General features: G+C 73.3%; 12 protein-coding genes. 9 read left to right on the top strand and 3 right to left on the bottom strand.

Going from position 1 to position 15,921, the window contains the following annotated elements; translation table 11 throughout:
- Positions 1–46: 46 nt before the first annotated feature.
- Both FXF65_RS17230 and FXF65_RS17225 read right to left on the bottom strand, forming a co-directional pair.
- Positions 47–781 carry an ABC transporter permease gene (locus FXF65_RS17230; RefSeq protein WP_148350976.1) on the bottom strand — a complete coding sequence of 245 codons (735 nt, stop codon included), beginning with the start codon at positions 779–781 and terminating at the stop codon, positions 47–49.
- A gap of 5 nt (positions 782–786) precedes the next feature.
- Positions 787–1,782, bottom strand: a complete 996-nt coding sequence (locus tag FXF65_RS17225) for an ABC transporter ATP-binding protein (protein WP_222868613.1) — start codon at positions 1,780–1,782, stop codon at positions 787–789.
- A 65-nt stretch (positions 1,783–1,847) separates the two neighbouring features.
- On the opposite strand from FXF65_RS17225, the gene FXF65_RS17220 reads away from it, so the two are divergent.
- From FXF65_RS17220 to FXF65_RS17180, 9 genes are all read left to right on the top strand, one after another.
- Positions 1,848–2,450, top strand: coding sequence for a TetR/AcrR family transcriptional regulator (locus FXF65_RS17220; RefSeq protein WP_148350975.1), 603 nt, complete (start codon positions 1,848–1,850; stop codon positions 2,448–2,450).
- A gap of 145 nt (positions 2,451–2,595) precedes the next feature.
- Complete coding sequence (locus FXF65_RS17215; protein WP_148350974.1) at positions 2,596–3,021, top strand: DUF7144 family membrane protein; 426 nt, start codon at positions 2,596–2,598, stop codon at positions 3,019–3,021.
- A 210-nt stretch (positions 3,022–3,231) separates the two neighbouring features.
- Positions 3,232–6,045, top strand: coding sequence for an NACHT domain-containing protein (locus FXF65_RS17210; protein WP_148350973.1), 2,814 nt, complete (start codon positions 3,232–3,234; stop codon positions 6,043–6,045).
- On the top strand, positions 6,042–6,431 hold the full coding sequence (locus FXF65_RS17205; protein ID WP_148350972.1) for a hypothetical protein: 390 nt from the start codon (positions 6,042–6,044) through the stop codon (positions 6,429–6,431). Before FXF65_RS17210 ends, FXF65_RS17205 begins: the two co-directional genes overlap by 4 nt.
- Positions 6,428–7,495, top strand: a complete 1,068-nt coding sequence (locus tag FXF65_RS17200; protein ID WP_148350971.1) for a glucokinase — start codon at positions 6,428–6,430, stop codon at positions 7,493–7,495. Before FXF65_RS17205 ends, FXF65_RS17200 begins: the two co-directional genes overlap by 4 nt.
- Positions 7,496–7,727: 232 nt before the next feature.
- Positions 7,728–8,939, top strand: a complete 1,212-nt coding sequence (locus FXF65_RS17195) for an ROK family transcriptional regulator (protein ID WP_187412350.1) — start codon at positions 7,728–7,730, stop codon at positions 8,937–8,939.
- A 239-nt stretch (positions 8,940–9,178) separates the two neighbouring features.
- Positions 9,179–9,379 carry a lasso RiPP family leader peptide-containing protein gene (locus FXF65_RS44680; protein WP_222868612.1) on the top strand — a complete coding sequence of 67 codons (201 nt, stop codon included), beginning with the start codon at positions 9,179–9,181 and terminating at the stop codon, positions 9,377–9,379.
- A 4-nt stretch (positions 9,380–9,383) separates the two neighbouring features.
- Positions 9,384–11,261 (top strand): asparagine synthase-related protein, encoded by a 1,878-nt coding sequence (locus FXF65_RS17185; RefSeq protein ID WP_148350968.1) that lies wholly within the window; start codon positions 9,384–9,386, stop codon positions 11,259–11,261.
- 39 nt (positions 11,262–11,300) lie between these two features.
- Positions 11,301–12,017 carry a lasso peptide biosynthesis B2 protein gene (locus tag FXF65_RS17180; protein ID WP_148350967.1) on the top strand — a complete coding sequence of 239 codons (717 nt, stop codon included), beginning with the start codon at positions 11,301–11,303 and terminating at the stop codon, positions 12,015–12,017.
- A 73-nt stretch (positions 12,018–12,090) separates the two neighbouring features.
- Here FXF65_RS17180 and FXF65_RS17175 read toward each other — a convergent pair whose 3' ends face one another.
- Positions 12,091–15,825, bottom strand: coding sequence for a multicopper oxidase domain-containing protein (locus tag FXF65_RS17175; RefSeq protein WP_148350966.1), 3,735 nt, complete (start codon positions 15,823–15,825; stop codon positions 12,091–12,093).
- Between the last annotated feature and the right edge of the window lie 96 nt (positions 15,826–15,921).

Raw genomic sequence — 15,921 nt, 5'->3', positions numbered from 1 at the left:
CTCGCCCGCCGAATCGTACCGGGACGGGCGAACCTGGAGGGGCCCGTCAGCGGTTCAGGGACCGGCCGTACGCGCGGGCGGCGAGGGCCAGGCAGCACACGCCGAACAGGGCGGATCCGGCGAGGCGGAGCGCGATGCCAGGCCAGTCGGGGTGCGAGGTGAGCGCGGACGCGAACGCGTCCACGTCGTAGGCGAGCGGTGTCGCGGCGCGGGCCGCCGCGACCCAGCCGGGCAGCGGTCCGGGCGGGATCAGCCCGGCGAACATCACGGCGGTTAGGCCGAGTTGCCCGGCGAGCGTCGCGGTCTCCGGGCGGGCCGGGCCGAGCCCGCTCAGCGCGCCGAGCCCGCCGAACGCGACGGCCCCCGTGACCGCCGCCGGGATCAGCACCCAGACCTGCGCGAACGGCAGCCCGAACAGCGCCATCCCCGCGACCGCCGTCAGCACGACGCCGGGGACGGCGAACACCGCGTAACTGGAGCAGAACCCGAGCACGACGGCGGCCGGGCGGACGGGGAGCGTCCCGTAGTAGTCCAGCCCGCCGCCCGCCTTGAGCGCGGCGAGCCGCTGCGCGAGCAGGTTCCAGGCGATGAACGCGACGACCGTGAGGACGGCGCCGGAGACGACGGCGGCCCGCGCGCCCGCGTCGGCCGTCCCGCCGACGCCGCGCAGCAGCGCGAGGATCGCGAGGGACTGGACGGTCGCGACGACCACCACCGCGCCGCCGCCCGCACGGGCCCGGCCGAGTTGCGCGGAGTGCACGGCGGCGATGCTCGTGATCATCGGTATCATGCGCTCTCCTCCCGGCCGGAGTCGGCGTCGCAGGCGAGCAGGACGTCCTCCAGGCTGGGCGGTGCGAGGCCGAAGTCGTCGAGCGCCGCGTAGGCGGCCCCGGTCAGGACGGCGTCGAGCGCCCGCCGCGCGTCCTCCACCGGCAGCCGCACCGACCAGCGGTTCCCCGTCGCGCGGACGTCGCCGCCGAGATCGGCGGGGCTGAGCGGCGGCGCGTCCCGCCAGGACAGGTCGAGCCGGACGAGCCCGCCGAACCGCTCCTTCAACCGCCCCGGAGTGTCGCAGGCGACCGTCCGGCCCCGGTGCAGCACCAGCACGCGGTCGAGGACGGTCTCCGCCTCCAGCACGTTGTGCGTGACGAGGACGACGGCCGCGCCGCCGGCCCGCCGCCGGTCGAGCGCCCGCCACACGGCGCGGCGGGCGTCGAGGTCGAGGCCGGTGGTCGGCTCGTCCAGCACCAGGAGGCGGCGGCCGCCGGCGAGCGCCGCCGCGACCCCGGCGAGCCTGCGCTGCCCGCCGGACAGCTTCCCGACCCGCGTGCCCGCGAGGCCGGTCAGCTCCAGCTCGGCGAGCAGGTCGGCGGTCTCGGCGCGGGCGCCCGCGCGGGGAAGGCCGCGCAGCCGGGCCGTCGTCTCGACCGCCGTCCGCACGCTCATGTCGGTCAGCGCGGACTCGGCCTGCGGCAGGTAGGCGACGTGCGCGGCGGCGTCGGCGGCTCGTCCGGTCACGTCGGCTCCGGCGACGCGCACCGTCCCGTCGTCGGGGCGCAGCAGGCCGACCAGCATGCGGACCAGCGTCGTCTTTCCCGCGCCGTTCCGGCCGAGCACGCCGAACACCTCGCCGGGGCGGACGTCGAACGAGACGTCGTCGACCGCGCGGCGGTCCGCGCCTCGGTAGGCGCGGACCAGGCCGTTCACCGCGCAGGCAGCGCTGACGTCGACGTCGGTGTCGCTGTCGGCGTCGGGGGTCGTTGTGCCCGTGTCGGATTTCACGCGGGCAACGATACAGACAGTTTGCTACTACGTCTCGTAGTATTGTGGCCTTCTAGCATGCGGGCGTGCCCCGCATCACCGGATCCCTCGACGAGCACCGCGCCGCGACGCGCGAGCGCGTCCTCGTGGCCGTTCGCGAGATCATGGCGAAGGACGGCGTCGACCGGCTGTCCATGGCCGAGGTCGCGAGCCGGTCGGGGCTGAACCGCAGCGTCGTCTACAACTACTTCCCCGACGTCCGCGCGCTGATCATCGCGCACGCCGAGCACGAGACGACCCGCTTCACCGACGAGCTGCACCGCGCGCTGGCGGACGCCGCCGGGCCGACCGAGCGCATCACCGTGTACGTCCGGGAGCAGCTCGCCGACTTCGTCGCCTACCCGCAGCCCGCCGGGCCGGAGCTCGCGACGCTCCTCGGGCCGGACGGCTACCGGGAGATGCACGCCCACGTCCGCCCGCTGGGGCAGCTGCTCACGGAGATGATCGAGGACGGCGTCGAGGCCGGGGAGTTCGCGCCGTGCGACCCCGCCGGGACCGCGCACCTCGTCCTCGCCTGCCTCGGCGCCGAGCGCTACCCGCTCGGCCAGGGGACCCGCGACCTGGCCGAGACCGTCGCGCGGGTGACGACCTTCGTCCTGCGCAGCCTCGGCGCGGTCACGTCTGACTGACCCCGCGCCGGACGACGGTAAATCGCCGTTCAAGAAATGGACAAGCGGCCATTGATCAGGGTTTGCGGGGGTCGATCTGTGGCATTTCTCCCTGCACCCCGGTACCACGTGATTAGCACCCCGGTACCTGATTCAGGGAGGTTCGATGACGAGCAGGATGACCCATGGCGCCGGCTCCGTCCCGGAGCGGCGGTACCGGACGTCCGGCTGGCTGACCTTCGCCGGGACCCTTTCGCTGGTGGTCGGCGCGTTCAACATCATCGACGGGCTGGTCGCCCTTTTCCGGGACAACTACTACCTCGTCGGCGAGAACAGGATCCTCGTCTTCGACTACACCGCGTGGGGCTGGATCTGGCTGATCCTCGGGATCGTCCAGATAGCGGTCGGCGCGGGAATCCTGTCCGGGAAGCTGTGGGCCCGCGCGGTGGGCGTCTTCTTCGCCGTCGTCGCCGCGATCGGGCACCTGGCGTTCCTCCAGGCGTTCCCGCTGTGGTCGGTGCTGACGATCGCGATGTGCGTCCTGCTGATCTACGCGCTCACCGCCCCGCCCGCCGGCTCCACCGGCCGCTGACCGCGGCCGCCGGGCCGCCCTTTTCCGTCGAAAAGAAAATGCCGCGACATTGGATCGCACGATCCGACCGTTAGAAATGAAGTGTCCAAATGTGGCCTTCATTCAAGATCGAAACGGGACGCCTTTCCATTCCGCGTTACACTCCCGGCGGCGTTGATTTCGGCGGTAATTCCGCGACCGTCCCCCGGCGGTCGCGGGAGGGGTGGTCTCGTGGACGTACCGATCGGCCCGCTCGCGGCGGCGGTGGTGAAACCGCTGATCGGCAAGCTCATGCCGGCTCCGCTGCCCGGCGCGGGGCTGGCCGACCAGATCGGCTTCAAGGGGCGGGGCGTCCTCAGCCGGGGCGACGCGCGGACGATCGTCGCGCGGGAGGTCCGGAGGCTGGCCGGGAAGATGGCGCGGGTCGTCACCGAGGAGCACCCCGACCTGCGGTTGCAGGACGACGGCGACGCCGTCGTGGAGGCCGTCGCGCAGACGCTGATGGCGCTCGGCGACGTCACCTGGGAGACCCTGCACGACGTCTACGCCGACCCGGACCGGCTCGCCGCCGCGATGACCGAGGCCGCGAACGACCCGGCGCGGGGGCTGAGCGAGCGCGGCCTGCGGCTCTACGAGCTGATGGTCGGGCCCTGCGCCACGCAGATCGTCGAGTACTTCACCCGCAACCCCGAGTTCACCGCGCGGACGCTCCTGGAGATCTTCCGCAAGCTGGGCGAGCTGGACGAGCGCCTCCCCGGCGGCGACCGCGTCACGCTGCCGTTCGAGGAGCGCTACCGCGCGCTGCTCTCCCGGCGGTACCGCAACACCAGGCTGTTCGGCCTGGCGCTGCCCGAGGAGGACGTGGAGTACCCGCTCGACACCGCGTACGTGGAACTGTCGACACGGGTGCGGACCGACCGCGGGACGGAGTCGGCGGACGGCGGCGAGGGGCGGACCACGGCGCGCGGCCGTCCGTTCGAGAGCCTGCTCGCCACCAGTTCCCGGGTGCTGCTGATCGGGTCGGCGGGCGCGGGCAAGTCGACGCTGCTGAAGATGCTCACGCTCAACCTGTGCCGCGACCGGCTCCCCGAACAGCTCCAGTCCTGGCGCGACGTCGTGCCGTTCCCGCTCCGGCTGCGCCAGTTCCTGCGCAACGGGGACCTCGACCTGCCCGTCCCGGAGACCTTCCCGGAGCAGGCCCTGCGGACGCTCCAGGGGACGATCCCGGAGGGCTGGGCCTCGGAACTGCTGCTCAGCGGGCGCGCCGCCGTCCTGCTGGACGGCCTGGACGAGGTGCCGTCCCGGTGCAGGCGCGGGGTGCTCGACTGGCTGCGCGAGCTGGAGGAGGCGTTCCCGGACGCGCGGTTCGTCGTTACCTCCCGTCCGGCCGGTGAGCTGGACGAGGAGCAGCGCGTCCTGCGCCGCCGCGGCTACGTGACCACCACGCTCGACCCGATGACCCCGCTCCAGGTGGACCGGTTCATCGACCGCTGGTACGGGAGCGCGCGGGTCGTCTCGGCCGACGCCGACGCCCGTCCCGACCCGAAGGAGGCGCTCAAGAAGGCGCTCTTCAAGCGGCGCGACCTGTCCAGGCTGGCGACCAACCCGCTGCTGTGCAGCGTGCTGTGCGCGCTGAACCGGGTGCGCAGCGCCGAGCTTCCGCGCGGGCGCATCGCGCTGTACCGCGCCGCGCTGGAGATGCTGCTGGAGAACCTCGACCGGGAGCGCGGGGTGCCGGAGGACACGGTCAGCCTCACCTACGTCCAGAGCGAGGCGTTCCTCGCCAACATGGCGATGTGGATGACCCACAACTTCCGCCGGACGATCCCGGAGCGCGACGCCCTCAACCTCATCGAGGACCTGCTGCCCAGCGTCCGCGTCCACTTCCCGGACGCGGGCGGGCATCCGGGCGTACACACAGGCGTACACACAGGCGGGCACACGGGCGGGCAGAGCGCGGCGGCGCTCGTGCTGCGCCGCCTCGTGGAGCGGTCGGGGGTCCTCCAGTTCGACGGCGACCTGATGGAGTTCTGCCATCCGAGCTTCCAGGACTACCTCGCCGGGATCGAGGTGTTCCGCAAGAACTACGTCGACGAGTTGCTCCGCAACGCCGACGACCCGCTCTTCCAGGACGTCCTCATCATGGTCGTCGGGCAGCAGCAGCGCGAGGACCAGCGGCAGCGGCTCATCCTCCAAGGGCTCGTGTCGCGGGCCGAGAAGCGCGGCGGGTCCACCGAGGCGCGGCGGCTGTGGCTGCTCGCGGCGGCCTGCATCGCCGACGTCGACATCGTCGACCCCGAGCTGTCGGAGCGCATCCGCAGCAAGACGCGCGGCCTGCTGCCGCCGCGCAACGCCGACGAGGCGGCGAGCCTCGCGGCGGCCGGGGAGTTCGTGCTCGACCTGCTCGCGGAGGCGATCGACGGGCGGCCGCCGCGCGGCGAGCAGGCCGCCGCGACGGTGCTGACGATCCGGCTGGTCGGCGGGCCGCAGACGCTCGGGATGCTGAAGCGCTTCCAGGGGCACCACAACGAGGCCGTCCGGGCCGAGGTGCTGCGGGCCTGGTTCGACTCGCAGACGCCCGAGGCGTTCGCCACCGAGGTCCTCGCCGGGATGGACCTCACCGGCATCCCGGTCGTCGTCCAGGACCCGGCCTACCTTCCGTACCTGGCTTCGGTGCCGCGGCTGAGGCACCTTGAGGTGTCGTGCGCGCTGACCGACGCCGAGGAGCTGGCGCCGCTGCGGATGCTGCGCGTCCTCGACCTGAGCGGGACGTCCGTCCGCGACCTCGGCCCGCTCGCCGGGCTGACCCGGCTGGAGGAGCTGTCGCTCGTGGACGCGCCCGTCGTGGACGTGTCGCCGCTCGCCAACCTGACCAAACTGCGGTCCATCGACCTGGAGGGCACCCGGGTACGGGACGTGTCGCCGCTGGCGAAGCTGACCGCGCTCGAAGACCTCAACATCGCGCGTACCCACGTGGAGAGCACGCACATGCTGAAAAGCCTGCCCCGCCTGCTCATCCGCGGCCGCTCCGGGACGTCGGAATGACCGCGGACGCCGAGACGACCGCCCCGGCGGCAGGACCGGCGACCTCGGGACCGGCGGCCTCGGGACCGGCGGCCTCGGGACCGGCGACCGCCGAGGAGGCCGCGACCGCGCTGGACGCCGCGCTCGACCGCCTCGCGGCGCTGGCCGCCGCGAGCAGCGCCACCGGCTACGAGGGACGGGTCGTCCGCGCGACCGGCGAGCTGGTCGCGTGCGCGGCGGAACTCGTCCTGTCCACGGCGGTCCGGGAACCGGACGGCGAGGGCACTGCGCTGCGCTCGGCCGTCGACGACATCGAACACGTCCTGCGCCGACTGCGCTGGATCAGGTCAGTGCATTTCGGCGGGCCCCAGCAGGACGTCCAGGGAAAGGAGCGGGAAGTGCCATGAACGTCCCAGAGGGAGTGGTGATGACGGCCAGGACGGACGGACCCGGGCGCGGACTGCCGCGCACCGGCGGCGCCGGAGTCGATGTCGGCGGCACGAAGGCGCACATGCGCTTCCCCGATCCGCGCACCGGCGAGGTCCGGTCCGTGGAGACGCGGTGCGAGCGGTACGACTCGCTGGACGACCTGCTGAGCGACTGCTTCCGGCTGGCCGGGTGCGTTCCGCGCGCGCTCGTCGCGGGCGTCGCGGGCCGGGTGCTGCCGGACGGCGACGTGCACGTGACGAACCGGCCCGCCTGGCCGGTGTTCCGCCGGGCGGTGTTCGGCGCCGCGCACGGCGTGGACGTCGTGGTCGTCAACGACCTGGTCGCGACCGCGATGGGCGCGGGGGAGCTCGGCGGGGACGGCTACCGCGCGCTGCTGCCCGACGTCCCGAGGCTCGGCGGCGCGGCCCGCGCGGTCGTCGCGATCGGCACCGGCGTCGGCGCGGCCGTCGTGGACGCGGACGGCGCCGTCCGGTCCAGCGAGGCGGGCCACATGTCGTGGCAGCCGGTGACGGACGACGAGGAGGAACTGCTGCGGTTCGTCCGCGCGTCGGCGGGCGGGCCGGTCGTCACGGTCGAGGAGGTGCTCGGCGGCCTGGCCGGGTTCCGGCACCTGTACGACTTCCTCGGCACGCGCCGGGACGCGGGCCCCGACCTGCGGGAACGGGTCGCGGAGCGGATCGCGGGCGGCGGGGAGCTCGGCCCGGTGCTCACGGCGGCGGCCGGTGCGGGCGACGGCTTCGCGCGCGAACTGCTCGCGCTGTACGGCGGGATCCTCGGCCAGTTCCTCCGCGACCTGCTGCTCGTTTCGCACCCGGAGGGCGCGGAGGTGTGGCTCGGCGGGAGCGTTCTGCAGGCCCCCGGGATAGGCGAGCTGCTGGTGTCCGACACCCCGTTCCGGGAACGGATGATCTGCCGCGGCGCGCAGCACGCCGACATGCTCGGCCGAATACCCGTGCTGCTCATCACCGACCGCCACGTCGCCGCCAAGGGCGCCTTCGCGCGCAGCCGGTCAGGCACGTGATCCACCACCGCTGATCCGCCGCCGCTGGTCCGGCATCGCCGATCCAGCTCTGTCGGACGGCGCACAATTCTGTTTGCGGCGCGCCGTAATACCGGAGAATCCGGCGCGTCTTGGGCTTCGCATAACGGCTTAATCAAGCCGAACGTCAGTTCACTTCGAGCGATGTCCGCCTCATTTATGTTGAAAAGGCCGAGAAATGAGGCGGGGTCGACTCGACGGTAGGGGGACGGGCGTGCGGCTGCGTGAGCTGTTGAGCGGGGCCAGGGGTGCGAAGCAGGAGAACCGGCAGAAGATCATCCGGGCCGTGCTGAGCCGTGCGGGCAACCAGACCGACCTCGTCCGGCGCAGCGGCATGTCGTCCGCCACGGTCTCGGAGGCGGTCCGCGAGCTGGAGCGCAACGGGATCGTGCGGACGGAGAAGCAGGGCCGGGACACGCTCGTCCGGCTCGCCCCGGTGGAGGGCGTCGCGGTCGGGGTCGAGCTCGGCTACCAGAAGACGGTGATCGTCGGCCGGCTCGCCCACCAGGAGCGGCACGAGTGCGTGAGCCGCACCCTGCAGGTCGGGGCGTCCAGCGGCGAGACGCACTGGGTGCGCGCGGTGGCGGTGGCGGTGCAGGAGCTCGTCTCGGAGTTCGGCGAGCCGCACGACCTCGCCACCCTCGGGCTCGCCGTGCCGCGGATGATCTCCCCGCGGACCGGCAGGTTCGCGCCCCCGACGCTGCCGCCCTGGGAGAAGGAGAGCGTCCCGGACGTCTCGCTCGCCGAGGAGCTCGCCGACCTGCGGGCCGCCGCCGGGGGCGGCGGGCGGCCGTCGCTGCCGCGGCCCCTCCTCGACAACGACGCCAACCTCGGCGCGCTGGCCGAGAGCGTCTACGCCCACTCCGGCCGGGAGATCCTGCTCTATGTGAAGGCGTCGACCGGCGTCGGCGCCGGTCTGTTCGTGGGCGGGCGGCTGTTCCGCGGGGCGAACGGGGTGGCGGGCGAGCTCGGGCACGTCATGGTCGACCCCAACGGCCGGTTCTGCCTGTGCGGCGGGCGCGGCTGCCTGGAGACCCTGATCGGCGCGGACCGGCTGGTCGACCGGGCCCGGCTGGTGCTCGGCGACAAGATCACCGCCTATCGCGGGCTGGCCGACATGATCGACAAGGCCCGCACCGGGGACGCGCTCGCGGGCCGCATGCTCCGCGAGGCCGGGACGCAACTCGGGTACGCCATCGGGAACGTCTGCAACATCATCAACCCCAACGTCGTGGTGGTGGGCGGGAGCCTCGCGCAGGCCGGGTCGCTGGTGCTCGGCCCGTGCCGGGACGCGATCGAGGCCACCGCGATGACCGCCGCCTACGAGGCCGACACCGGGTTCGTGGTGGAGGCCAGCACCGTCGAGCACGCGTCCGCGCAGGGCGCGCTGCTGCTCGGCCTGGAGGGCACCACCTACCGGGATTGATTCGGTACTCGATTTCCGGTCGGCTGATTCTAACGGTGCCGCAATGGCGCGTCCGGCGCACCGTTAGATTCAAAGTCTCCAATTCTCTGAATCTATCCTCCATTTTTGCCACCCAGAGTTTGCCTGCGTTCGGCTTTACAGAGCCGCGTTCGGTGTTACGCTTTTTCAAGAAACCCGAGGTTGTGCTCGGCGGTGGCGGCGCGCATGAGCAGGCCATGTCCGCGAACGCGAGGAACGCCATGACCATTCCCAGCCTTTCCGGAGACATCCTCCCCGGCCGCACCGACCAAGGCGCCGACCACCTTGCCGGCCCGCTCTCCAAGATCACCGAATCGAATTACGAGGCGCCCGCCGTCCTGGACGTCGGCACGGTCCGCGACCTCGTCAAGGGCAGCTCCGCGAGCGGCAGTTCCGACGCCAATTCCCAGTACTACTGGTAATGCCATGGCCCGCGGCACACCGCCCGGCGTGATCGCCGTGGCGTCCGCGTCCGGGATCCTGCCGCCCCTCGCCGGGAGCCCGGTGTGGGACGACGTCCCCGGCGTCCGCCTCTACGGCGGATGGCGCCCGGAAGAGGTGATCCGGGTCCGGCATCCGTCCGCGCGGCTCCTCGTCGCCGGGCACCGCCTCGCCGACGCCGGGACGGTCGCCGCCGACTTCCGGGCCGCCATGGAATCCGGCGACCCGGACCGGCTCACCGGGCGCTTCGGCGCCTGCCTCATCCTGATCGTCCGGCTTCCGCGTCCCGGCGGGCCGCCGTACGCCTGCGAGTTCCAGGCGCGCACCGACCTGGCGGGGCAGTTCCCGCTGTACTCGTCCGGGCGGGCCAGGGAGACGGTCGTCGGCACCCATCCGAATCTCGTGGCAGAGGCGCACGGCCGCGCGTTCGACCCGCTGTCGTTCGCGGGGCGCATCGCCTGCCCGCACGTCATGCCCCTGTGGGGCGACCGCTCCCCGTACGAGGACGTCACGCGGCTCCCGTCCGGCACCTGGATGCACATCGCCGCGTCCGGCCGACAGGCCACGTCGAGCGGCTCCGCCCATGAACTGGTGTCCCTGGACGAAGGGGCCCGCGAACTGCGCGCCGCACTGGACGAGGCCGTCCGGCTGCGCTGCGCGGGCGCGACCGAGTCCGAGCCGGTGTCCGCCGATCTGAGCGGCGGGCTCGACTCGACGTCCGTCGCGTTCCTCGCGGCCCGGCACGCCGCCGCGCCGGTCGAGGCCGTCACCTACCACCATCCCGCCGTCCCGGCGGCCGACCTCGCGGAGGCGTCGCGGAGCGCCGCGCTCGACTCCCGGCTGCGTCCGGCGGTCGTGCACGGCACCGACGACACCCTGCCCTACCAGGCACTCGGGGAGCCCGCCGTCTTCGGTGAGCCCGCGCCGGGCGCGCTCGCCTGGCGGCGCTCCGCGCTGCGGCTCCAGCACGCCGCGACCGTGCGGGCGCGGCTGCACCTGACCGGGGAGGGCGCCGACGCGCTGCTCGGAGCCGCCCCGTCCTACCTGGCCGAACTCGCCCGTCCCGGGTCCGCGCGGCGGTTCGCCGCGCACTGCGCGCGGCAGGCGAGGCTCCGGCACACGTCGGCGTTCGGGCTCGCCGTCCGGGCCCGGCGGACGGCTGCGTCCAGCCCGGCTGAAGCGCTGTCCGCGCTGGCCGCGACCCTGACCCGGCCCCCGGAGCCGGGCGCCTTCGGCTGGCCGGACGGCGTCGCCTGGTGGCCCGTCGCACCCGAGGCCCTCCGCTGGCTGACCCCGCGCGCCCGCGCCGACCTCGCCGACCTCGCCGGAGGAAGCGCCGTGCCCGGCGTCCGCTCGGCGGCGGACATGGCGGCGCGGACCGAGTTGAGGCACTCCGCCGACACGCAACGGCACCTGCGCGAACTCGGCGCGGGGCTCGGCGTCGCCGTGCACGCGCCGTTCCTGGACGACGCGGTCGTGGCGGCGTGCCTGCGCGTCCCGGCGTCCGCGAAGGTCGCGCCGGACGCCTTCAAACCGCTGCTCGCCCGCGCCGTGCACGGCCTCGTGCCCGGCGAGGTGCTGAGCCGCCGCACCAAGGGCGACTACACCGGCGAGGACTACCGCGGCGCCCGCCGCGCCGCCGCCGCGATCCGCGGGCTGCTCACCGGCTCCCGGCTCGCCGACCTCGGCATCGTCGACCCCGCCGCGGTCGGGCGCACCGTCGACCGCCTGCTGGCGGGCGTGGAGGTTCCGCTGGGGTCGCTGAACGCGCTGCTCGCGACCGAGGCGTGGCTGCGCTCGCCCGCGCCGCCGGTGCCGAGCCTGCCCGCGCCGCCGGGCCCGGAGCCCGCCGCGCGCCCCTGACTCCGTTTCCGCAGTCCCATCAGACCGAGAAGGTTCGCCATGCTCGCCATCGAAGTGCCCGCCCATCTCGACCACCGGTCCAACGCGCACGGCGGGGTGGTCGTGCTCAACCGCAAGACCGGCCAATGGCACGCGCTCAACACGACCGCCGGGCTGCTGTGGCGACACTGGAGCGAGGGCTCCGGGTTCGAGCAGTCCGTCGCCGCCGTCGCGGGACGGCACCCGGACGTCCCGGCCGACCAACTGCGCGAGGACGCGGCGCGCCTGCTCGGCGACCTCGTCCAACGCGGGCTCGTCAAGGCCGACCCGGCGTCATGCACGGCGGGCGAGGCGGCCACCATGGTCGAGGCCCCCGTGCCCGCCCGGTCCGCGTCCGGCCGCTTCCTCGCGGTGGCGGCGTTCCCGTTCCTGGTGACGGCCGTGCTGCTGACGAAGGCGCCGTTCCGCGCCGCCTGCGCGGCCGTGTCGCTGACCCGGCTGTGGTGCCGCGCGGACGTCCCGGTAGAACGTGCCACCCGGATCGTCGCGGCCGTCGAGCGCGCGGCCCGCCGGTACCCGTTCCGCGCCGCGTGCATGGAGCAGTCCCTCGCGGCCGTCCTCATGACGGCCTTGACCGGACGCCGCCTGAACTGGTGCCTCGGAGCCGTCCCCGACCCGTACCGGTTCCACGCCTGGGTCGAGGCGGCGGACGCGCCCGTCGTCGCTCCCGGCGACGCCGCCCAGCCGCACCGCTTCCTCCGCGTCCTCGCCCTTTAGAAGGGGAACCGCAGGCCGGTGGGGGTGGGCCATCCCCACCGGCCAGCGGTGCTCAGTGACGTGAGCAGAGGCGTCAGCGGACGCGGATCACCCCCCACAGCCCCTCGGTCAGCGCCCAGCGGAACGCGCCCGTCCGGTAGGCGTAGTCACCGGGCGGACCGGCCCTGAAGGTCAGCGTGCGCAGCGACCCGTTGGCCAGCCCGCCGATCGCGCCGACGCGCGGCGCTTCGAGGTGCTCCTCCATGGGCCACGTCTGGCCGTGGACCTGGAAGGTGTGGTTGCGCGGCCGGTCCGCCGCCATCACCAGGTGCACCCGGACGAGGTCGCCCGGACGGCACTGGAGCAGCGGCGTCCCCGGCTCGTCGACCGCCAGCGACGGGCGCGAGGGGAGCAGGTGGGCGCTGCGGTAGTTGAACGCCTTCTGCCCCGAGTCCTCGGGCTCGTCCTCCAGGTCGGTCACCGGCTGGGTCGGGTCGCCGTGGTGGTACTGGCGGACGCCGTCCTGGAGCACGAGCACCAGTTCGTGGACGTCGTCGCCCTGCGGGCGGCGGATCGTCGCCTGGTGGCCCGTCCACGCGCCGCCCCTCGGCGTCGCGTCGGCCGCCTCCACCACCAGCGCGCCGACCAGCCCGCGGTGCCGGTGGGTGCGGAGGTCGGCGCGGTCCTCCAGGAGGACGACGCCGGGGGTGTCCGCGAACCAGCGGTAGGTGACGGCCGCGCCCGGCTTGACGGTGCCGTCGCCGTTGTGCCCGGCGTACGCGCCGTCGCTGTCGCGGACGTCGTACCGCAGCGGCCCCACCGGGTGCAGCGACACGCGCGCCGACACCTCGCGCTCGGCGGGCTCGTCGAGCGCCGGGAGCCGCGGGTCGTAGGGGGTCGGCTCGGGCGGGACGTCCACCTCGTTGGTGAGCGTCACCTCGACCCATTCCCCGGCGCGGCAGCGCAGCACAAGCGGCCCGTCGTCGTCCGTCCCGTCGACGGTGTAGACGAGGCCGAACGGGTCGCTGCGCCGGTCGCTGTAGGCGATCTCGCGGGCGACCGCCCGGACGTCGTACCGGCGCGCCGTGGCCGGGTCGAACGGCGGGAGGCCGTCGCCCGCGAACGCGCCGGGCAGCGGCGGGAGGTCGGCCTGCGCCTCCTCGTGGAAGCGGAACAGCCCCCAGCAGCCGAGCCAGGTGTCGTCGATGGCCGAGAACGACCACATGTAGTCACCGGGCACCGGCGCCTCGCCGAGGCGCAGGCTGAACGCCTCGGAGATCCCGATCGTCTGCTGGGTGCGCAGCGGCGAGCGCGGGTCGTCCCGCCAGGCGTGCCAGCGCAGCCCGCTGGTCGTGAACCCGTGCTGCTCCTCGTGCGAGCCCTGGTAGAGCCGGACGCGCACCTTCTCGCCCGGGTAGCCGCGCAGCATCGGGGTCTGCGGGTCGCCGTGCACGGCGCTGGAGAACCAGTCGGCCGGGTCGCCGGGACGCTCGTGCAGCGGCTCGCACCGGTAGCCGACGGCCATGGAGCCCTGGTCGTCCATGGCGCCGGGGAAGGACGGCGGGTTGATCGGGTTGCCGGTCTCCCCGGCGCCGTGCTCGAACAGCGGGACGAAGTCCGCCACCGGGATCACCCGCTCGCGGAAGGCCGTCCCGTCCGGGAGCTTCACCACGGCGGTCGCCGCGTTGCGGACCTCCCGGTCGAGGTCGTGCGGGTCGACCCAGACGGCGCCCTCCGGCTCGGCCGTCATGGAGCCGAACAGGCCGTGCCGCTGCCGCTCGTTGGCCAGCAGGTGGTCGTGGAAGAAGACGACGCCGAACTCCTCGTCGCAGTACCAGCGGTAGATCCACGAGCGGTAGCGCTCGTGGTCCCGCTCGCCCGCGTCGGCGGTGGTCGTCCCGGACAGGTAGTTCCAGCCGACGCTCGCGCCGTCCGCCACCAGCGGGTCGAACTTCACCAGGTGGACGTGCAGCCCGCCCTCCGGCTGGAACGGCAGGACGGTGTCGAACGCCGTCGCCTCGTGGCAGCCGGGCGGCAGCGCGTTGGTGAGCGTGAGTTCGAGGACCTCGCCTTTCCGGGCGCGGATCGCGATGGGCTCGATCCGCCGTTTCCCCTCCTCTAGTTCGCGCTGGAATTTCTCGATGCCGCCCGCCGCGTCGATTTCCTCTTGGAGGACGAAGAACACCCCGCGATGGTCATGCCAGGTGTTGTGGTGCCCGCCACTTTCCTTGCCCTGGAAATAGTGCAGCGTGCCCTGCATGACCACTAAGTGATAGCGACGCACCGGGGCGTCCGGATTGAGCGTGACCTTGGTGAAAGCCTCGCCGGGCTGCGGGTCGGGAACGAACGCGTTCCGCTCCAGCGCGGACGGCTCGCGTCCCATTCCGGCAGGCATTCCCGGAGTGCGCGGCGGGCGCGGCGACTTCTGCGGGTACGAGCCGTCCATGAATGCCGGGAATCCCGGCAGTTCCGCCGTAGGCGCGGGTGGCGCCGGACGGGTCGGCAGCGGGCGGAGCGGCGCGATGGGCGTGCCGTCCGGGTAGTGCCCGTCGCCGTTCTGGAGGACGTCGAACACCCGCCACATCCCCCACATCCCGGAATGGAAATGCGGATACAGGTGGCAGTGGAAGATGATGTCGCCGGTCGCCTCCTGCACCGAGCCCGCCCCGTGGACGGGCTCGATCGTGAACGCCTGCTGCGGGCCGAGCGTGATCGAGTCGATGATCGGCGACTCGTCGTGCTCCGGCGCCGCCCGCCACTGGTGCAGGTGGAGGTGGAAGACGTGGGTCTCCTTCACCCCGGCGTGCACCAGCCTGATCTTGGCCGGGTCGCCGCCGTAGGCGCGGAAGATCGGCGTCTCCGGATCGCCGAACAGCCAGGAGCTGTGGTGCTGCTCCTCGCCGACGATCGCGTCCCGCGCCGGGTCGATCTCGCCGCGTTCGAGCAGCCGCTCGTAGGCGAGCGAGCGCCAGCCCATCGGCTCGGTGCGGTAGCTCATCAGCATCATCGACATGGCGTGCTCGTCCTGCCCGCCCCCGTGCCCGTCCCCGTGCCCGTCCCCGTGGCCGCCGCCGTCGTGGTCGCCGCCGTGCTCCGGGAACAGGACGGGCGCGAGCCGCTCCCCGCCCGCCGCCGGGGAGTGCGTGTGCGGCCGGGGCCGCTCGCACTCGTAGGTCGGGTGCGGCGGCGGGACGGGGTTGTCGTTCGGCGTCTCGTCCTGCATGAACAGCGTGTACTCGCGGAAGCTCGGCCGTCCCGGGACGTGGACGTCGGCGTACAGCCCGTCGACCAGCGGGTCGCCGGTGACCGGGTCGGTCCAGGCGGCGTCCTCCGGCTCGACGACGAGGGCGCCGAACAGGCCGTGCGCCTGCGAGCCGTCCTCGCGTCCGCGCAGGTCGGCGAGGTCGCCGAAGTGGAAGACGCCCTCGTGCCAGGCGTCCCATTCGTAGGTGGCGGTACCGCCCGGCTCGACGGACGAGTCGGGGTTGCGCCCGACCGCGCCGCCGTCGGCGTTCCGCACCCGGTATCCGACGCCCTGGGCGTGGATTCCGGCGCGCCGCCGCAACTCGTTGCGGAACCGGACGACGACCCGCTCCCCGGCCCGCGCCCGCAGCACGAGCGGCCGGACCAGCGGATGGGGTTTCGGGAGCCGCTCCGGCTCCTTCAGCGGGTCGGGAAAAGGAGTGGGAAAGGTCTCTCGGAGTTCGGTCAGCGTCCCCTCGTGCTCCGCGAGGGTGAAGATCATTCCGTTGCGGTCATGGTCCCCGTGTGCGTCGTAGACGATCGGCACGTGCATCGCCACGACGTCGTACACCCTTTTCACTGGCATGTGCGAAATTCCCCTGGAACTCCCGTTCGGTGCGGAGGCCGCCGGCCCGTTTCCTGGCGGCCCTCGTGCTGCGCGGGGTACGCGGGGTGTTGCGCT

The organism is Actinomadura syzygii (assembly GCF_008085905.1).
In the GTDB taxonomy this organism is placed as follows: domain Bacteria; phylum Actinomycetota; class Actinomycetes; order Streptosporangiales; family Streptosporangiaceae; genus Spirillospora; species Spirillospora syzygii.
The sequence above is the reverse complement of the archived record's forward strand: the minus strand, read 5'-3'. Positions and strand labels throughout refer to the sequence as shown.